Origin of the sequence: Streptomyces sp. GQFP (assembly GCF_021545335.1) — a bacterium.
Classification (GTDB): domain Bacteria; phylum Actinomycetota; class Actinomycetes; order Streptomycetales; family Streptomycetaceae; genus Streptomyces.
The window spans coordinates 8,127,453-8,144,285 of record NZ_CP089312.1 but is presented as its reverse complement, the minus strand read 5'-3'; the positions used below and the strand labels follow the sequence as shown (position 1 = coordinate 8,144,285).

General features: G+C 70.7%; 18 protein-coding genes. 7 read left to right on the top strand and 11 right to left on the bottom strand.

The window, feature by feature from the left end; translation table 11 throughout:
• Positions 1-18: 18 nt before the first annotated feature.
• Genes LUX31_RS36680 through LUX31_RS36670 form a run of 3 tightly spaced genes read left to right on the top strand, consistent with a single transcriptional unit; the run spans position 19 to position 1,597 of the window.
• Entirely contained in the window at positions 19-267 is a 249-nt protein-coding gene (locus tag LUX31_RS36680; RefSeq protein WP_235479612.1) for a hypothetical protein, read from the top strand.
• On the top strand, positions 264-443 hold the full coding sequence (locus tag LUX31_RS36675; RefSeq protein WP_235479611.1) for a hypothetical protein: 180 nt from the start codon (positions 264-266) through the stop codon (positions 441-443). The genes LUX31_RS36680 and LUX31_RS36675 overlap by 4 nt, the downstream gene beginning before the upstream one ends.
• An 8-nt stretch (positions 444-451) precedes the next feature.
• Complete coding sequence (locus LUX31_RS36670) at positions 452-1,597, top strand: methyltransferase type 11 (protein ID WP_235480189.1); 1,146 nt, start codon at positions 452-454, stop codon at positions 1,595-1,597.
• Between the two features lie 49 nt (positions 1,598-1,646).
• On the opposite strand, the gene LUX31_RS36665 is transcribed toward LUX31_RS36670, so the two are convergent.
• On the bottom strand, positions 1,647-2,369 hold the full coding sequence (locus LUX31_RS36665; protein WP_235480188.1) for a class I SAM-dependent methyltransferase: 723 nt from the start codon (positions 2,367-2,369) through the stop codon (positions 1,647-1,649).
• Between the two features lie 245 nt (positions 2,370-2,614).
• On the opposite strand from LUX31_RS36665, the gene LUX31_RS36660 reads away from it, so the two are divergent.
• Entirely contained in the window at positions 2,615-3,190 is a 576-nt protein-coding gene (locus tag LUX31_RS36660; protein ID WP_235479610.1) for a DUF1062 domain-containing protein, read from the top strand.
• Between the two features lie 2 nt (positions 3,191-3,192).
• Here the strand turns inward: LUX31_RS36660 and LUX31_RS36655 are convergent, their stop codons facing one another.
• The 10 genes from LUX31_RS36655 to LUX31_RS36610 all read right to left on the bottom strand — a co-directional run bounded on the left by LUX31_RS36655 (position 3,193) and on the right by LUX31_RS36610 (position 14,010).
• Positions 3,193-4,191: a small ribosomal subunit Rsm22 family protein gene (locus tag LUX31_RS36655; protein WP_235479609.1), complete on the bottom strand. Its 999-nt coding sequence runs from the start codon at positions 4,189-4,191 to the stop codon at positions 3,193-3,195.
• Between the two features lie 56 nt (positions 4,192-4,247).
• Positions 4,248-4,817: a Uma2 family endonuclease gene (locus LUX31_RS36650; RefSeq protein WP_235479608.1), complete on the bottom strand. Its 570-nt coding sequence runs from the start codon at positions 4,815-4,817 to the stop codon at positions 4,248-4,250.
• Positions 4,818-4,914: 97 nt separating this feature from the next.
• Complete coding sequence (locus tag LUX31_RS36645; protein ID WP_235479607.1) at positions 4,915-6,738, bottom strand: endo alpha-1,4 polygalactosaminidase; 1,824 nt, start codon at positions 6,736-6,738, stop codon at positions 4,915-4,917.
• A 154-nt stretch (positions 6,739-6,892) separates the two neighbouring features.
• Positions 6,893-8,344: a diacylglycerol kinase family protein gene (locus tag LUX31_RS36640; RefSeq protein ID WP_235479606.1), complete on the bottom strand. Its 1,452-nt coding sequence runs from the start codon at positions 8,342-8,344 to the stop codon at positions 6,893-6,895.
• 88 nt (positions 8,345-8,432) lie between these two features.
• A complete protein-coding gene (locus LUX31_RS36635) occupies positions 8,433-8,900 on the bottom strand; it encodes a DUF7144 family membrane protein (RefSeq protein ID WP_235479605.1) in 468 nt (155 codons plus the stop codon).
• 30 nt (positions 8,901-8,930) lie between these two features.
• Positions 8,931-9,395, bottom strand: coding sequence for an SHOCT domain-containing protein (locus LUX31_RS36630; RefSeq protein WP_235479604.1), 465 nt, complete (start codon positions 9,393-9,395; stop codon positions 8,931-8,933).
• Positions 9,396-9,528: 133 nt separating this feature from the next.
• Positions 9,529-9,726 (bottom strand): hypothetical protein, encoded by a 198-nt coding sequence (locus LUX31_RS36625; protein ID WP_235479603.1) that lies wholly within the window; start codon positions 9,724-9,726, stop codon positions 9,529-9,531.
• Positions 9,727-9,780: 54 nt separating this feature from the next.
• The gene (locus tag LUX31_RS36620) at positions 9,781-10,296 is read right to left on the bottom strand and encodes a hypothetical protein (protein ID WP_235480187.1); all 516 of its coding nucleotides are present in this window, start codon (positions 10,294-10,296) and stop codon (positions 9,781-9,783) included.
• A gap of 565 nt (positions 10,297-10,861) precedes the next feature.
• On the bottom strand, positions 10,862-13,561 hold the full coding sequence (locus LUX31_RS36615) for a LuxR C-terminal-related transcriptional regulator (protein WP_235479602.1): 2,700 nt from the start codon (positions 13,559-13,561) through the stop codon (positions 10,862-10,864).
• A 122-nt stretch (positions 13,562-13,683) separates the two neighbouring features.
• Entirely contained in the window at positions 13,684-14,010 is a 327-nt protein-coding gene (locus LUX31_RS36610) for a carboxymuconolactone decarboxylase family protein (RefSeq protein ID WP_235479601.1), read from the bottom strand.
• Positions 14,011-14,201: 191 nt separating this feature from the next.
• Between LUX31_RS36610 and LUX31_RS36605 the strand changes: the two genes are divergently transcribed.
• The 3 genes from LUX31_RS36605 (at position 14,202) to LUX31_RS36595 (ending at position 16,823) form a co-directional block, all read left to right on the top strand.
• A complete protein-coding gene (locus tag LUX31_RS36605) occupies positions 14,202-14,570 on the top strand; it encodes an amphi-Trp domain-containing protein (RefSeq protein ID WP_235479600.1) in 369 nt (122 codons plus the stop codon).
• Positions 14,571-14,700: 130 nt separating this feature from the next.
• Complete coding sequence (locus LUX31_RS36600; RefSeq protein ID WP_235479599.1) at positions 14,701-16,056, top strand: hypothetical protein; 1,356 nt, start codon at positions 14,701-14,703, stop codon at positions 16,054-16,056.
• Positions 16,057-16,097: 41 nt separating this feature from the next.
• Entirely contained in the window at positions 16,098-16,823 is a 726-nt protein-coding gene (locus LUX31_RS36595) for a class I SAM-dependent methyltransferase (RefSeq protein WP_235479598.1), read from the top strand.
• Positions 16,824-16,833 lie beyond the last annotated feature (10 nt).

Below are 16,833 nucleotides of genomic sequence, written 5' to 3'. Positions count from 1 at the left end.
CGCTGAAACACCTTAGTAGTGGAGCGACTACGGAGAGGAGTGATCGTGTACGTACCGACGCCCGGCACACTCGTCGTGGACACCAGTCGTGAAGGCCGAGTCGGGGAGTTCCGGGGTACGACCGGCCCCTACTGGTCCCTGCGTCCGGTCTGTGGCGGAACGGAGTGGGACGCGGTTCCGGAGCACGTCCGCCTGGCCACACCCGCGGAGCGTCTCAGCGCCAGAACGGCGCGCGAGAATGCGAGGAGCAGAGGTGAGGTGGCATGACCCACAACACCGACACCGACCCCAACACGCCCACCAAGCCCGTTGGTTGCCCGGTCTGCCAGGAACTCGACCAGGCGGAAGCCGTCGCCAGAACGGAATGGGACGCGAGCAAGGTGACCGACTGCCGTGTGCTGCGTGCGCGGCACCTTGCCGCCGAGCACGGGGAGCAGTCGTGAACACGGTCGTGAACTGGGAGAAGAGGGCCGGCGCACTCGCCGACCAGGTGACCGACCCGGATTCCCGGTGGCGCCCGTTGGTGGCGGCCGTCCCCCGGCACGAACTGGTCCCGCGCTGGTGGGAGGCCGACGGTTCGGGCGGGTGGGCTCTCCGAGAGGGCGGGAGCAACGAGGACGCGTGGGCTGAAGTGGCGTACGCGGACCGGTCGTTGGTCACCAGGGTCGGCGGGCTGCACGCGGACCACGCGAGTCCCGGCGACCGCCCCGAAGGGCTGCCCACATCATCCGCGACGCAGCCGAGCCTGACCGTCCGGATGCTCCGGCACGGACGACTCGGAACGGGACTGTCACTCCTGGACCTGGGCACCGGAGCCGGCGGTCTGGCGGCGTACGCGTGTTGCCGTATCGGAGAGCGCTACGTGACAAGCCAAGACGTGGACGCCTACCTGACCACAGCGGCGGCCTCCCGCCTCGCCGCCCTCGGACTGCACCCCAAGTTCATCACCGGGGACGCGACGGAACGCGTACCGGGCACGTACGACCGGATCGTCTCGACGGTCGGCCTGCCCACGGGCCCGGGACTCCGCCCGGTGCTAGCCGCGCTGGCACCGGGCGGCCGTATCGCGACGACACTCGCGCGGACGTCTCTCATCATCACGGGCTGGAAGCAACCGAACGGCGATGTGGTGGGCAGGGTGGAACACGACACCGCCGGCTTCATGCTCACGCGCTCCGGCGACGACTACCCGCCCCCGCTCACCGAGTTGCTCGCCCACGCTCGCGCATCGGAGGGGGAGACGACGACCACGGGCCGTTATCCGGTACTTGACGTGTCGAACGCGCGGGAACTCCGTTCGATGCTGGAGGTCACGGCACCTGGCGTCGAACTCGCCTACGAGAGCAGTGGCCTGACACGAACCGCCTACCTGGCACACCCGGACGGTTCATGGGCACGCGCCTCGGCCGAAGGGACGGCCTCTCCGGAGGTGCACGAGGCCGGCCCACAACGCCTCTGGCAAACCCTGGACCGCATCCGCGAACGCCTCAACACAGAAAGCTCGTTGCCGTTGCTCGGCGCGCGGGTCCGCATCACACCTGATGGCGTGTGCCACCTGTGGCGCGGGCAGTGGCGGGCGTCCATGGGCGCGGAATGAAACCCCCCAGCCCGCTCCTGCCACCACTCGCGGAACGTGTCCGAACCTGTCAGCTGCGCCGACAGCTGATGAGCAGGAACGGCGGCAGTCCGGCCCGCTGCGGCTGCTCGGCGACCACGCGCGCGTCCGGAGCCGGCTCCGCCACACTCTCGATCGCGAACCCGTGCTCGACCAGGACGGTCACGTAGGTGGAGAGCATCCGGTGCTGGTTCCCGGCCCGGCGGGCGCCGTCCGGGTTGGCCGACCGCCAGAATCCCTCCGCGAGGTAACTCCCCACCACCCGCCCCGGCAACTCTCCTCCGTCATCGCTCCACCGCGCATACGGCGCCTCGAAGCACGGGTGAGGAACGGTGAAGACCAACTGCCCCCCAGGCACCAGAACCCGCCGCACCGCACCGACAGCAGCCGCTAGGTCAGGCACGTTGTTCAAGGCCAGCCCAGCGGTCACCCACTCCACACTCCCACTCTCGACCGTGGCCAGGGAGCACCCGTCGTCCACGGCATAGCGAGCGCCGCTCGGACATGACTCCTCGGCGGCCCGAGCATGGCCGATCATGCGAGGGGACGGGTCGATGCCGACAATGGAACCCCCACGGCCGGCAAGGGCTCGCGTGATGAGCCCTTCCCCGCATCCCAGATCCAGGATGCGCTGACCCCGCAGGTCAGTTGGAAGCCTGCCGAGCAGAACATCGTGAGCGAAGGCGTGCATCGCCGAACCGGCCCGCACCCGCTCTGCATACCAATCAGCGATCGTGTCCCAGGTATCGGTCATCAAGACCTTTACGCTACCGACCAACCGCCTGCCGAACCACCGCCCGCGAGGCGCCGGAAAACCAGTGGAGCGGCGCCGCTGTGCGCCATTACCGTGCTGCCGGACCAAGTCGTCTAGGCAAGGACGTCCCGTTGTACACCGTGTGAGACCCCCCGAGTGCTGATCTGTCGCGCGTCGCGCATCTAGGCATGTGCGCCGTGCTGCTTTTTGCTGCGGACTTCTCACACTGAAACCGGTGTACTTCTGTGCTCGCAAACTGGGTTGTCATGCCCACCTGCCTGCCGCTCGTTCGTCGTCGTTGCCACGCGTGCACGTCCGGCACCTTCCGGACGAGCGGAAAATTCCGCGTCAACGCCAACCACAAGCTCCTGGACGCCTGGCTCCTCGCGCTCTGCACGACCTGCGGGGAGACCACGAAGCTCACGGTCCTGGAGCGCCTGAACGTACGCTCCATACAGCCCGAGCTGCTGGACCGACTGCACGACAACGACCCTGGCCTGGCAGCCGAGTTGCTCCAGGATCCGGTCGTACGGCGCCGCAACCGCATCGCCCTCGACTGGGACAACGCCTGGCGCCTCGACACCGGCGGACCGGATCACCTGGACCGCGAGGTGATCGAGGTGACTGATCTGACCGACGTGATCGATGTATCGGTCCGCTTCGCGGCACGGATCCCGGTCCGGCCGGTACGGCTGATCGCAGAAGGCTGCGGTCTTTCACGGGCCGAGGTCGAGAGGCTGATCAAGGAGGGCAGCCTCGTCTCGGCAGTCCGGCTGAGCGGCAAGCTCTCCGGCGACTTCACGTTCACGCTGAAGCGCTAGCCCTACTCCCCGGTCGCCTCCCCCGGCGGCCACGCGTCCCCCCAGTCCGTGTCACGCGCGGCCCGGTAGAGCAGCCCGTGCCGCTTGGTGACCGTCGCCCGCCGCAGCGAAGGCTCCGTCTCGCACAGGTCGAGCAGGACCTGGCCCTTCCGGATCTGGGGCCTGCGTACGACACGGGAGGGCGCCGGGGTCACCGGGAAGCGGGTCGCGGCGACGTAGCTGAACTTCTCGTCCTCGTACGGCAGGGAGCCTCCCTTCACCTTGCGGTGGAGGGAGGAGCGGCTAACCCGGGCCGAGAAGTGGCACCAGTCCTCGCCGGGGACGATCGGGCAGGCCTGGCTGTGCGGGCAGGGGGCGGCGATGTGGAAGCCAGCCTGGACGAGTCGCTCGCGGGCCTCGATGACGCGGAGGTAGCCGTCGGGGGTGCCGGGTTCGATGACGACCACCGCCTGGGCGGCGCCGGCAGCCGCTTCGACCACGGAAGTGCGGTCGGTCGCCGTCAGTTCACCCAGGACGTAGGAGATCGTGATGAGATCAGTGCTCTCGATTCTGAGCGCCGCTCCGATCCGAGAGCGCTGCCACTCAGCCCCCTTCAACTCCGGGTTGGCGGCGGCGATCTCCCGCCCGAGGGCGAGCGCCGGCTCGGCCCAGTCCAGCACGGTGACGGGCCGCACGCCCGCCCACACCGCGTTGACAGCCCAGGTCGCGGACCCCGTCCCGCCCCCGACGTCGACATGGCTGCCGGGCGCCCAGTCGGGTGCGGCCTCCGCGAAGGCGTCCAGCGCCGAGCACACCGCCTCGAAGGTCGCCGGCATCCGGTACGCGGCGTACGCGGCCACGTCGGAGCGGTCCCGCAGCACGGGTGCGTCGGTCGGCGTCCGCCCCCGATAGTTGGCGATCAGCCGCTCGACCGCCCGCGCGGCCGTCTTCGGCGGCAGTCCGTCGAGGAGACCGGCCAAGGCGGCGCGTAGGGCTTCAGCAGGGGAAACGGGAGTGTGCACGGGGAGATTCTAGAGGTGGGGGCGAGGGGCGGAACGGCCGCTTCTCCTCAGGACGCTCAGACCTGACCGAGGTCGATCTCCACAGCGAAGGGGGCGGAAACCTTGACGACACCGGTGAACATGTCGCCGGTCCGATAGCTGTTGATCGCCGGGTCGAGGATGTACGTGTAGATCAGCGGAACGCCGGTGGCGGCCTGCTCGATCCGCCAGTAGAACGCGATACCGGCCTTGGCGTACTGGTCCACCTTCACGATGCGGTCAGTGGTCTCCGACCCCGGCGAGACGACCTCGGCCACCATCAGCACGTGCTCGGGGCGCGTGGGTGCGATGTCAATGGTGTCCGCCCGATAGACCACGACGTCCGGGTGACGGTTGGTGAGCGGCACGTCCTGAAGGCGTACGTCGAAGTCCGTATCGGCGTTCCAGTCCGGTCCGGCCGCGGCATCCAGCCCGTTCGCCAGGATCCGGGCGAGACGGTTGTGCCGCCGCTTGGACGCACTGGGGCTCACGACGACCATCCCGTCCACAATCTCGATCCCCGCACACTGTTCCTCGGACCAGGAGTCGTACTCCTCCGCCGTGATCTGCTCATGCATCCACGCGGGGGCCACCGTCTCGGCACTCATGACTCTCCTCCCTGGCACCCGTCGGGCTGGTCTGATCCCGCTGAAGTCAGCGTACTGTCCCTGCGGTCCCCGGGGACGCCGGACCGTCCTCCGCAGGTCAGCAGGTCTCGCGGAAGTAGGCGCTCGCGCCCTTGGGCTCGACCTCCGGGTCGCGGCGGACAATGCTCAGCTGCCCGCTCCAGCTGGAGCACGCCTTGGTCATGCCCTTCGCCGTGTACTCGACCACGAGCACGTTGTTGTCGAACGCGTCCGCGAACTCCCCGCACTCGTCCCACTGGCCGCACTCCTCCGCGATGGCGAAGTCCAGGCCCACCGACGCCCGGTCGCGCAGGAGTTCGGCGGTGTTCTTCTGGGCGACGGCCAGACCCTTCCCGTGGGCGTGTGCCACCAGAAGCTTCATGAGCGCCTTGGCCTGGTCGGCCGTCAGGTACTCCGGGAAGCGGGTGAAGGAGTCGTAGTTGTCGGGTTCGACGGCCCTGTACCCGCCGGCCGCGCACTCGTCGATCCATGTGTCCAGCTCGGCCGCGATGCGCTGCCGCTTGGCGTCCGTACGGATGTCCAGGACCGCTTCGCCCCAGTCCTGGTCGTAGACGACGTCCCCGTCGGCGTCGCGCAGCAGCAGGTCGGGGTTCCAGTCGCCCTCCGCGCCCTTCTCCACCTGGAAGGCGTTGATGTTGCAGATGTTGTACGCACCCTGCGCGGGCGCGTCCTCATAGCTGCGGCTGACCACCCGCACGCCGGTCGGCAGGGGGTACGCGCCGCCGATCTGGTAGTCCCACGGCACGTGCTTCGGCGGCAGGGTCACCGCGGGCGCGCGGGCAGCAGTGGGAGCGGGGGTGAAGGCGGAAGTAGAGGAATTGGGTGGCTGGGAGTCGCTGTTCCTGTGCGATCCGATGTTCACTGCCGTGATGCTCAAACCCGTAACAACCACCACCCCTGCGGCGAGCCCGGCAGCGATGCTCCGCCCTCGGCGTCCGTTTCCGGTGCGGGCTGCCCTCCTCGTTCCCGCCGTTCCCTGCGCGGTGGCCGGTTCTCCCGGGCCGGAGTGCGTACGGGAGACCCCCGGGTCGGTCTCCGCCACGTCGGCCGCCGCTGGCGGTGCGTCCGGAGCGGCCGAGTCGCCCAACCCCCTGAGCAGTCCGTGCAGTTCGGCCAGTCCGGGCCGGGCGGCCGGGTCCTTGTCCAGGCAGCGTTCGGCGATGCTCCGGAGCGGTTCGGCGACTCCGTCCAAGTGCGGGGCCTCGTACATCACCTGGTAGCCCGTCAGATACGGGCTGCTGCCGTCGAACGGACGGTTGCCGGTGGACGCGTACACCAGGAGGGACCCGAGTGAGAAGACGTCCGAGGCCGCGGTGACGTCACGCGGCGCGGCGAACTGCTCCGGGGACATGAAGGGCGGGGTGCCGATCAGCCGTCCGGTCACCGTGAGGGCCTCGTTGTCCACGGCGTGGGAGATGCCGAAGTCGATGACGCGCGGCCCGTCGTCGGCCATGAGGACGTTGCTCGGCTTCAGGTCGCGGTGCACCACACCTGCCCGGTGGATGTCCCGCAGCGCCTCGACCAGGCCCAGCGCGAGGACGCGCAACTCGCGTCCACGCAACGGGCCGTCCTTGGCCACGATGTCCGACAGAGTGCGGCCCGGCACGTACAGGGTCGCCATCCACGGCTGCTGGGCGTCGGGATCGGCGTCCACCACCGGGGCCGTGAACGCCCCGCTCACCCGGCGGGCAGCCGCGACCTCCTGCCTGAAGCGCGTCCGGAACTCCTCGTCCAGCGCGTACTGCGCGTGCACGACCTTGACGGCGACCCGCCGTCCCGATTCCGAGTGGCCCAGGTACACGACACCCATGCCGCCGCTACCGAGCCGGTCGACCAGCGTGTAGCCGGCGATGGAGTCCGGATCGCCGGGGCTCAGCGACATCACTGGTCACCTTTCCCGTGTGCCAGGCTTCGAAAGCCGTTCGTTGAAGGTGATCAGGGTAATACGGGGGCCGTTTCCCCGAACCCCCGAACTCCCGATCCCCTACGCCCCATGCCCCATGCCCCATGCCCCATGCCCCATGCCCGACGAGGTCTCAGCTGTCGCGGCCGCCGCCACGAACCCGCCCCGGGCCGGAAGGCTGGTGCTGGCCCCGGCCTGGGAACAGGGACAGAGAGCCCAGCGCCAGCCGTGCCACGCGCGGCCAGTCGGCCGTCGCCGCGCCCGCCCGTGACGTACCCGGGCGACGGCGTGGCACGCGCACCCGGAGTGCCCCGGGGTCGCTGCGGCACACGACGGGTGACGGCAGAACGACGTGCTCTCCGTCGATGCCGACCGGGAGGGTGTCCGTGTCGGCTTCGACCGTCACTTCCCCGGCGCTCAGCCTGATGAGTCCCCCGGAGCGCGCGCCGCGCACCAGGCGGGCCGCCTGAGCGGTGTTGCCGACCCGCACGCACACCACGCCGAGCAGGCCCGAGTCCAGTCGTTTCCTGCGCCCCGGACGGGCCGCGTCGACAGCACGTCCGTAGGGATTGTTGCTGATGAGGAGGGCCTGAAGATCGTCGACGGACTCTCCGTCGGCCCGCGCCCGCAGTCCGGACGCGCCCTCGCCGGTGAGGAGGCCGGGGAGGGTGCGCAGCGTGGTGCGGGCCTTGGCGTCCCGGTACGCGGGGTCGGTGACGACTGACGCGTACGTGCCGAACGAGGCGTTGTTGACGAAGACCCGGTCCGCGGCGTATCCGAGGTCGATGCGGAGTTCGACGCCGTGGGTCAGGGCTTCCAGGGCCGCCGCCGGATCGTCGCGGTCTAGGCCGAGGTCGAGGGCGAAGTGGTTGCGGGTACCGGCGGGAATCACCAGGAACGGCACGTCATGGCGCGCCGCGACCTCGGCCACGAGCGCCTGGGTGCCGTCGCCGCCCGCGACCGCCAGCAGATCGGCCCCCTCGGTGACGGCCCGCCGGGCCAGTTCGGCGACATCCTCGTGGCCCCCTTCGAGCAGGACCACCCGGCAGCCGGCCGCCCTGGCCTTCTCCACCAGGTGGAATCGGCCCACCTTGCCGCCGCCGGAGCGCGGATTCATGAGGATCCAGGGGCTGTGGGGCGCCTCGGCGACAGTCTGTTCGGTCTGTTCGGTTTGTTCGGTCTGTTCGGTCTGTTCGGTCTGTTCGGTCTGTTCGGTCTGTTCGGTCTGTTCGGTCTGTTCGGTCTGTTCGGAGGCGGTGGGCCCTGGGCTCAGGGCCGTACGGGCCACCGTCACGGACAGCACCCACAGGGCCAGAGACAGCAGGGCCGGCCACAGCATGTCGTACGCGGCAAACAGGGCGAGAACGGTGACCGGCGCGGCCACCGACAGCACGGCCCCGAGGACACGCAGCGCACCGGTGTGCGCCAGTGCCCACCACACCCCGACGGCGGCGAGCGCCAGGCCGGCGATGCCGACCAGCACCCACAGCACGCTCCGCAGACCGGCGGCGACGAGCGGCACCAGGATGCTTGCCAGGAGGGTGAGCAGGGCGAGACGGGCCCGTCCGGCATGGCCATCGGGCACGGTCCGGGATCCCGCCGTACTCGATCCCCTCGTGCCGCCGCCGTGGGATCTCACCTGTCGGCCCCTTCTTCTCTTCCTCTCTTCCGCCTCACACCCTGTGCGACGGGCGCTCCTCGTACGTCGGGCGCTGCTCGGACAGGTCGTTGGGGCTGCCGCGCCGGACCACGCACAGGGCCCAGATGATGAAGCCCGAGATGGTGATCATCACGACCGACCACACCGGGTAGTACGGCAGGGAGAGGAAGTTGGCGATGATGACGAGTCCGGCGATGGCCACGCCGGCGACGCGTGCCCAGGTCGCGGTCCGGAGCAGTCCGAAGCTGACGATCACGGCGACCACGCCGAGGGCCAGGTGGACCCAGCCCCAGCCGGTCAGGTCGAACTCGAACACGTAGTTGCGCGTCGTGAGGAAGATGTCGTCCTCGGCGATGGCCATGATGCCCCGGAAGATGTCGAGGAGGCCGACGAGGAAGAGCATCACGGCCGCGAAGGCCGTCAGGCCGCTCGCCCATTCCTGCTTCGCCGTGCCTGCCGGGCTGGTGTGTGTCGCAGTCATCTTGTGCCTCGATTCGTGTGGTCCGGATACTCAGCGACCGGAGGCGTGCGGGGTGGCGCCCGAGGACTCCGCCGGACCGTGACCGGTCAGGACCAGGTCCTTCGCCCTGCGGAACTCCTCGTCCGTGATGTCACCGTGGGCGCGGATCTCCGACAGCCTGGCGAGTTCGTCGACGCTGCTGGTCCGGCCGCCGGCCGCGGTCTGCCTGATGTAGGCGTTGAGCTCCTCCTGCTGCGCACGCGCCTGCTTGATCTCGCGGCGGCCCATGTTCTTGCCTCGGGCGATCACGTAGACGAACACGCCGAGGAATGGCAGGACCACGCAGAACACCAGCCAGCCGGCCTTCGCCCAGCCGTTCATGGTGTCGTCGCGGAAGATGTCGGTGATGATCCGGAAGAGCAGGACGAACCACATGATCCACAGGAAGAACCAGAGCATGGTCCAGAAGGCGCTCAGCAGTGGGAAGTCGTACGCCAGGTAGGTCTGCGCGCTCATGTCCGTCCTCCGTCTCGGGCGTTCGCCCGGCCGCAGTGCTGTGACGTATTCAGCGTGCCCACGCCAGGTGCCGGGCGCCTCACCCGGCGCGGGTGAGTGTGCGCGCCGCGGGTTCACGACAGCGCCCGGCCCGTCACTCCGGCAGCTGGCGCATCTCCAGGACCCGCAGTCCCAGTGACTGGCAGCGTGCCAGCAGTCCGTAGAGGTGCGCTTCGTCCACGACGGGGCCGAACAGGATGGTCTGGCCGGACATCACCACGTGGCCCAGTTCCGGAAACGCCTTGGCCAGCGTTTCCGACAGGTGTCCCTCGACTCGGAATTCGTAGCGCACGAGCTGTCCTTCCGTGGACTGCCTCGGACAGGCGGACGGCACCCGGGATCGGGATCAATGGGTCAGAACGATCTTGACGGAGATGATCAGCAGGCCGAGCAGCAGGTTGACCGACGCGGTGGCGGCCATGAGCCGCGGCGAAGCACCGGCGCGGCTCGCCGCGGCCACGGACCAGCCCACCTGGCCGGCCACAGCGACGCAGAGAGCCAGCCAGAGGGCACCTCGCACGTCCAGCCCCAGGAGCGGGCTGACGGCCACCGCGGCGGCCGGTGGGACGGCGGCCTTGGCGATCGGCCACTCGTCACGGCACACCCGCAGCACGACCCGGCGGTCCAGAGCCTGCTGTGCCAGGTGCGCCCCGAACAGCTGGGCATGCACGTGCGCGACCCAGAACACCACTCCGGTGAGCACCAGCAGCAGCACCAGTTCGGTTCGGGGGTACGAGCCGAGGGAGCCCGCGCCGATCACCACGGAGGCCGCGAGCATGGATCCGTAGACGCCGCCCGTGTAGTCCGTGCGTGCCCGGCGTTCGGCACGGCGCGTACCGCGGGTCGTGGCCGGGCCGGTCATGGCTCTGGTCCTGGACACAGGCGGCTCCCTCGGAACTCGGCACGTCGGTCCGGCCAGGGCTTCGGCCTCCGGCCAAGGCTTCGGCCTCCGGCCAAGGCTTCGGCCTCCGGCCAAGGCTTCGGCCTCCGGCCAAGGCTTCGGCCTCCGGCCAAGGCTTCGGCCTCCGGCCAAGGCTTCGGCCTCCGGCCAAGGCTTCGGCCTCCGGCCAAGGCTTCGGCCTCCGGCCAAGGCTTCGGCCTCCGGCCAAGGCTTCGGCCTCCGGCCAAGGCTTCGGCCTCCGGCCAAGGCTTCGGCCTCCGGCCAAGGCTTCGGCCTCCGGCCAAGGCTTCGGCCTCCGCTGCCGCGGACGGCCTCGCCGTGCGGTCGGCAGGTGCGGCGTGACCGGGAAACCGGCGAGGGTGATGCCGCCGGTGGCGAGGATCGCCGCCTTCGGGCCGTCCGCCGACGCATGTCCCGCCCCCTCATCGCATCCGAAGCACGCGCCGCCCGCCTCACCCGTCACGGGGGAAGCCCGGGTCCCGCGATGTCCCGCCGAGGGGGGCCGGCCGCACTCACCGGCGTGCGTTCACAGCAGCCCGAGGTCGCGCGCGCGGCGCACCGCGTCGTTTCGCCGGTTCACCGCCAGCTTCCGGTACACGCTCTTGAGGTGGGTCTTCACCGTGTTCACCGACACGTAGAGGTCTGCGGCGATCTCCTCCGTCGACATCATCCGGGCCAGCCGCTCAAGGACGTCGCGCTCGCGTCCGCTGAGCTCCACCACGAGGGGCGGCGAGGGCGGGGTCTCCGGGCCGGGCATGAGCCAGCCCGCTGCCAGTTCGCGCAGCCCGGCCGTGGCCAGGAGAGGCCGGATCCATGGTCCGGCGTCGAGGAACGGACGCCGCAGCCGCTCGCGCCGGGCGTCGAGGAGGGCCTGCGCCATGAGCCCGCGGGCGGTGGCGGTGTCTCCCGCCCGCTCCGCTGCCTGAGCTCTCACCAGCGCCGCCCGCACGGTCACCGCCGGACCTGTCCGGCCGTGAGCGCGGATGCTGTCGAGCAGGTTCAGGGCCGCCTCGGGACGCCCTGCGGCGATCTGGATCGCCGCCGCCTCCACCGCACACGCCGGCTGGTCGCCGGACATGTCCTGGAGCAGCTCGGCGGCCTCGTCCGGCCGTCCTTCGGCCAGGTGGGCGGCGGAGGCGACGAGCGCCTCATGGCCTGCCGCCCAGGGTGAGGCCACGGCGGCGGAGACGACCGGGTCCGCCGCCTCGACGGCGGCCCGTGCCTTGCCCCTGACCAGCAGGAGGCGGGCGGTGGCGAGGGCTCGCCCCGCCGTCGGCACCGGATCCCGTGCGCCGGCGGGGAGCCGGGCCGTCTCGTCGAGGAGGGCCTGGGCCCGGTCCAGCTCATGGCGGTCGACGGCCACGGCGGCCAGGACCAGCTGTCCGAGGCCGGAGCCGGCCGGCTGGGGCAGACCGACCCGCTCCGTCTCGGACACCGCCGCCAGGGCCTTGCGCTCCGCCCGGCCGAGCCAGCCGTTCAGATAGTCGAGCAGGGCCAGGTGTCCCATCGACTCCTCCCGGGGCAGCAGAGTGGAGGCGCTGCCGCGCAGGCCGGCCACGGTGGTCAGAGCGGCGCGCGCCTCCTCGTAACGCCCCGCCCACAGACACGCCGATCCCACATGGGTCAGCAGCAGAGCGCGCATTTCGGGATGCTCGTCCAGGAGCCGCGCCGGGACTTCCCGCCACAGCCCGTCGGCCGCTTCGGCGGCCTTCTCGGCCCGTTGGGAACTACCGGTCAGCCGGGCGGCCAGGGCCTCCAGCAGCGCGCAGCTCAGCTGGGCGGCCGCCCGGTCGTGCGTCACGTCGGGCGCCGGTCCTGGCTCCTCGGGAGCCAGTCGTTCCTCGGCGTGGCGCAGGCGGGCCAGACCGCGGTCCACGTCGCATCGGGCCAGGTCGCGGGCCGCACGTACGAGGTCCGTGGCCGGGCTCCTGGCCTCGGGCCCCATGTCGGAGAACACCTGGGCCAGGTCGCCCTCGCGCAGGCCGGTGAAGAGCCGGCCGATCGCCAGGTCGTCGACGAGGACACCGGCGGCGAAGTCCCAGTCGCCCGCGGCGGTGCCATGGGCGAGTGTCTCCGGCAGGAATCCGGAATGCCGCAGCCACCGCGCGGCCCGCCGGTGGAGTTCCGGCTCCAGCCCGGGCAGGCGCACGCGGAGATGGGCCCGGAGTATCTCCCCGAACAGCGGGTGGAGGCGGTACCACGAGTGCCCGAGGTACTCGACGAACGCGTTCGCGCGGTGCAGCCCGACGAGAAGGGGCTCGGCATCGGTGCGGCCGGTCAGCGCGTCGGCCAGCTCGGGAGAGAAACGATCGAGGACGCTGACACGCAGCAGGAGGTCCTGTGTCTCCTCCGTCTGCCCACGGAGGACCTCGGCCAGCAGGAAGTCCGCGATCGCACTCCGGTCGGCCTCGAACTCCTTGAGGTAGACCTCCGGGTCGGCGCTCTCCCGAGCGGCGAGGGCCGACAGGCGCAGGCCTGCGGCCCAGCCCCGCGTGCGCTCCACCAGGGCGCGCGCGGCGTGCACCGGAAGACTCAGACCGTGCAGCTCCAGCAGTGCGACCGCCTCCTCGGAGGTGAAGGCCAGCTCGGCGGCGCGGATCTCCGTCAGCGCGCCGGCCGCCCGGTAACGGTGCAGCGGAAGCAGCGGTTCGGTGCGGCTGACGATGACGAGGCGCAGCCCCCGCCCGGCGTGGTGCAGGACGAACTCCAGCTGCTCCGCGATCTCCGGAGCGGTCACGCGGTCGTACTCGTCGAGTACGAGGACCACGGGCCGTCCGCGATCGTTCAGCTCGGCGGCGAGCGCCGCCAGAAGCCTGTCGTCCACCCGGGACGCGTCCGCCGGGAACCCCACCGGGCCGGGCGGCAGCGCACCGCAGGCGCGCAGGGCCTTGACGACGTACGCCCAGAACACCCCGGGACGCCGGTCCCCCGCTTCGACGGTGAGCCAGGCGACCGGCGACCGCAGCCCGTCGGCCCAGTCGGCGGCCAGCAGGGTCTTGCCGGCTCCGGCCGCGCCGTTGAGCAGCGTCAACGGTGTCCCGAGAGCGTGGTCGAGGTGGTCGACGAGCCGCTGCCGCCTTAGGAACGTGGCGGGCCTGGCGGGGAGGGCGAACCTGGTGCACAGAAACGGGTCTCCCAGGGGATCGGCAGACGCAACGGCCGGTCCTCGCGCGTCCTCGTGGATCTCGGCCACGGCGTTCACCACCCTGTCCGTCGGCCACGTCATGGGCGGCACCGACCTTTCCCCGTCAGGCCGACACGCATCGCCGTGATCGCGTTCTGGGACATCGAAGGCCGTCCTGCCCCGGGTCCCGCGCGGATCACTGAAACAGGGGTGGGCGTCCGCTCTCAGCCCTGGGACCCGATCTCGGCATCGGCTACGGCGATGGCGATGCCGAGTGCCGTGGCGATGTTGCCCGCCGCCGTCATGACGCGCGCGGTGCCCACAATGGGCGCGATGGCGACCAGGACGTCCTGCAGTTGTTCGGCGGTGAGGCCGGCTCTGAGGCCGGGGTCGATATGGGCCACATAGGAGATGGGCGGGGCGTCCGAGGCGGCGAGTGCCGCGATACGCGTGAGGATGAGCGTGTCTGGGGCCAGGCCGCAGCGCTCCAACGAGTCGACCGTCATGGCGGCGAGGGTGTCCAGGACAGGGGTTTCGGATGCAGTGGACATGTCGCATGCCCTCCTGGTGAGAGGCTCTGGGGTTCCTCCGGGGTTCCTTTCAACCCTAGATCCCCTCCGGCTCTCGCGCATGGAGACGCCTGGAGACGCCTGGAGACGCCTGGAGACGCCTGGAGTGTCCAAACCAACACATGGCATGACAATGAGCGCTATCCACCCTTTTCATCTGATCGGAGGCGTTCATGAAGGACCTCAAGTTCGAACAGAAGCGCTCGTTGTCACGCCTTGAGGCGGCCGACCAGCTCACGGCACTCGCAGCCGCGTTGCGGGAGGGCGGGGAAGCCGAGGTGGAACTCGGCTTCGGAACGCTGAGCCTGCGGATCCCCGACGACCTTCGCGGCGAGATAGAGGTCGAGATCGGTAACGGCGAGATCGAGCTGGAGGTCGAGTTCAAGTGGCCGACCGCACGGCCCCGGAAGGCGCCGGCGCGGGCGGCCGCAGGTGCGGAGAAGGCCACGAAGCGCAAGACCGTGCCCGCCAAGCCCGCTCGCAGCGGCACGGGCACCGGCAGGAGCAAGGGCACGAAGCGGTCCGCCACGAAAACCCGCTGAGCCGAGCCGGGGCTGCCACACTCCCGGCGGGTGACCGTGTTTCGCCCGTACGGCCCTCCTGGGCGGGCCGTCTCGCCGCGCGGCGGCGGAGATGGAGGCAGACCAGTTCCCCAGGAGCCCCGGAGCAGCCATGACCAGCCCGCACGAGCCGTCCGAGCCTGCTGCCGTCCCGGAGACCGGCGGAGGTGACGCGTCGGGGAGCGGGACCAAGCACGGCTCGGCGCCCGCGCGGATCGTACGGAAGACCGTCTCGGCGGTGCTGATCGTGCTCACGTGCATCCTCGTGCCGGTCGCACTTCTCACGGTGTGGGTGCACGACATCGCTCTGGACACCGACCGCTACGTGGACACGGTCTCCCCGCTGGCCTCGGATCCGGCGATCGAGGCCGCGGCGGTCAAGCGCATCACCGAGGCCGCGGACGTGCGGGTGGACGGCAGCCGGGCCGCCGCGGACATCGCGGCGTGGCTGCAGACGCAGGGGCTGCCGCCCCGCGCCGCGCAGGCGGTGAAGGGGCTGGGCCCGCAGCTCGACAGCGCGGTCAACTCCACGGTCGAGAAGGTGGCCACCCGCTTCGTGGAGAGCGACCGCTTCGAGCGGATCTGGACGAACGCCAACCGGGCCGCCCACAACGCCGTCGTGCACGCGCTCACCGGCGAGGGCCGTGGCGCCGTGGGTGTGGAGAGCGGGACGGTCACGCTCGACGTCGGGGAAGCCGTCGACCAGGTCAAGCAGGCGCTCGTGGACGCCGGGGTGTCCCCGGCGTCCAGGATCCCCGACGTCGACAAGCAGATGGTCCTCTTCCAGTCCGACGAGTTGAAGAAGATCCGCAAGGGCGCTCACCTGCTGGACGTGATCGGGCGCTGGTTCCCCGTCATCGTCGTGGTGATCGGCGCGGCCGGCGTGCTGCTGGCCCACCGGCGCCGCCGCGCGCTGGCCCGTACGGCTCTCGGCGCGGCCTTCGCCTGCCTGGTCGTGGCCGTCGTCCTGGTCGTCGTCCGCCGCTACTACCTGGACCATCTCCCGCCCCAGGTCCAGTCGGAGGCCGCCGCGGCAGCCGTCTTCGACACCCTGCTGCACTTCCTGCGCGTCAGCCTGCGCACGGCGATCGTCCTCGGCGTGGTCATCGCGCTCGGCGCCTACCTCATCGGTCCCGGACGGTTGCCGCGCGCCGTCCGAGGCAGGTCCGAGCGCGCCGCCGGCTCCGCGGCGCGGTGGGCCTACGCCCACGAGTTCCGCACCGGCCGGGTGGGGACCTGGACCCAGACCCACCGCCGGTGGATCGCCGTGGCCGTCCTGCTGATCGTGGCCCTGCTCTTCGCGCTGTGGAACCACCCGACAGTCCTGACCATCTTGCTGCTGGTCATCATTCTGCTCGTCGTTCTCGCGCTGCTCGCCCTCCTCGCCGCCACCGGCCGCGCCACCGCCGACGCGGAGCGGGCGGAGGGCGGTGCTCACGCCGAGGGTCCGAGCACCCAGCGGCCTTAATACAGAGGGCCGCACACCCCGGCCCCCGCTACCTTCGCCCCATGCCCAACGAGGTCTTCCAGCACCCCCGCCTGGCCGCCGTCTACGACCCCCTCGACCCCGACCGCTCCGACCTCGACGCCTACGTCGGCATCGCCGCCGAGTTCGAAGCGGACCGCGTCCTCGACATCGGCTGCGGCACCGGTGTGTTCGCCCTGCTCCTCGCGCGGCGGGGGATCGACGTCGTCGGTGTCGACCCGGCTCTCGCCTCCCTGGACGTGGCCCGTGCCAAGTCCGGTGCCGAGCACGTCCGTTGGATCCACGGCGACGCGACAGCCCTGCCGTCCCTCCAGGTGGACCTCGCGACGATGACCGCGAACGCGGCCCAGGAGATCACCGATCCGTCCACCTGGCAGCGCACCCTGCGCGGCGCCCACGCCGCCCTCCGTCCCGGCGGTCACCTCGTCTTCGAGAGCCGCGATCCGGCGAAGCGTGCCTGGGAGCAGTGGAACCGTGACTCCTCGTACCGGGTGACCGACATCCCAGGCGTCGGTGCGGTCGAGAGCTGGGTCGAGCTGACCATCGTCAACACCCCGCTGGTCAGCTTCCGTTGGACCTTCGTGTTCGCCGAGGACGGGGAGGTGCTGACCTCCGACTCCACGCTGTGTTTCCGTGAACGGGCCGAGATCGAGGCGGAGTTGCTGGCCCAGGGCTATGAAGTGACGGATGTGCGCGACGCACCCGACCGCCCCGGCCGGGAGTTCGTGTTCCTCGCACAGCGGCCGTAGCCACACGCGC

What these genes read in the sequence shown, in the direction of transcription:
- LUX31_RS36675 (WP_235479611.1), top strand. Translation starts at nt 264, where the DNA reads ATGACCCACAACACCGACACCGACCCCAACACGCCCACCAAGCCCGTT.
- LUX31_RS36665 (WP_235480188.1), bottom strand. Translation starts at nt 2,369, where the DNA reads ATGACCGATACCTGGGACACGATCGCTGATTGGTATGCAGAGCGGGTG.
- LUX31_RS36650 (WP_235479608.1), bottom strand. Translation starts at nt 4,817, where the DNA reads ATGAGTGCCGAGACGGTGGCCCCCGCGTGGATGCATGAGCAGATCACG.
- LUX31_RS36645 (WP_235479607.1), bottom strand. Translation starts at nt 6,738, where the DNA reads ATGTCGCTGAGCCCCGGCGATCCGGACTCCATCGCCGGCTACACGCTG.
- LUX31_RS36635 (WP_235479605.1), bottom strand. Translation starts at nt 8,900, where the DNA reads ATGACTGCGACACACACCAGCCCGGCAGGCACGGCGAAGCAGGAATGG.
- LUX31_RS36630 (WP_235479604.1), bottom strand. Translation starts at nt 9,395, where the DNA reads ATGAGCGCGCAGACCTACCTGGCGTACGACTTCCCACTGCTGAGCGCC.
- LUX31_RS36620 (WP_235480187.1), bottom strand. Translation starts at nt 10,296, where the DNA reads ATGACCGGCCCGGCCACGACCCGCGGTACGCGCCGTGCCGAACGCCGG.
- LUX31_RS36615 (WP_235479602.1), bottom strand. Translation starts at nt 13,561, where the DNA reads ATGACGTGGCCGACGGACAGGGTGGTGAACGCCGTGGCCGAGATCCAC.
- LUX31_RS36610 (WP_235479601.1), bottom strand. Translation starts at nt 14,010, where the DNA reads ATGTCCACTGCATCCGAAACCCCTGTCCTGGACACCCTCGCCGCCATG.
- LUX31_RS36605 (WP_235479600.1), top strand. Translation starts at nt 14,202, where the DNA reads ATGAAGGACCTCAAGTTCGAACAGAAGCGCTCGTTGTCACGCCTTGAG.
- LUX31_RS36600 (WP_235479599.1), top strand. Translation starts at nt 14,701, where the DNA reads ATGACCAGCCCGCACGAGCCGTCCGAGCCTGCTGCCGTCCCGGAGACC.
- LUX31_RS36595 (WP_235479598.1), top strand. Translation starts at nt 16,098, where the DNA reads ATGCCCAACGAGGTCTTCCAGCACCCCCGCCTGGCCGCCGTCTACGAC.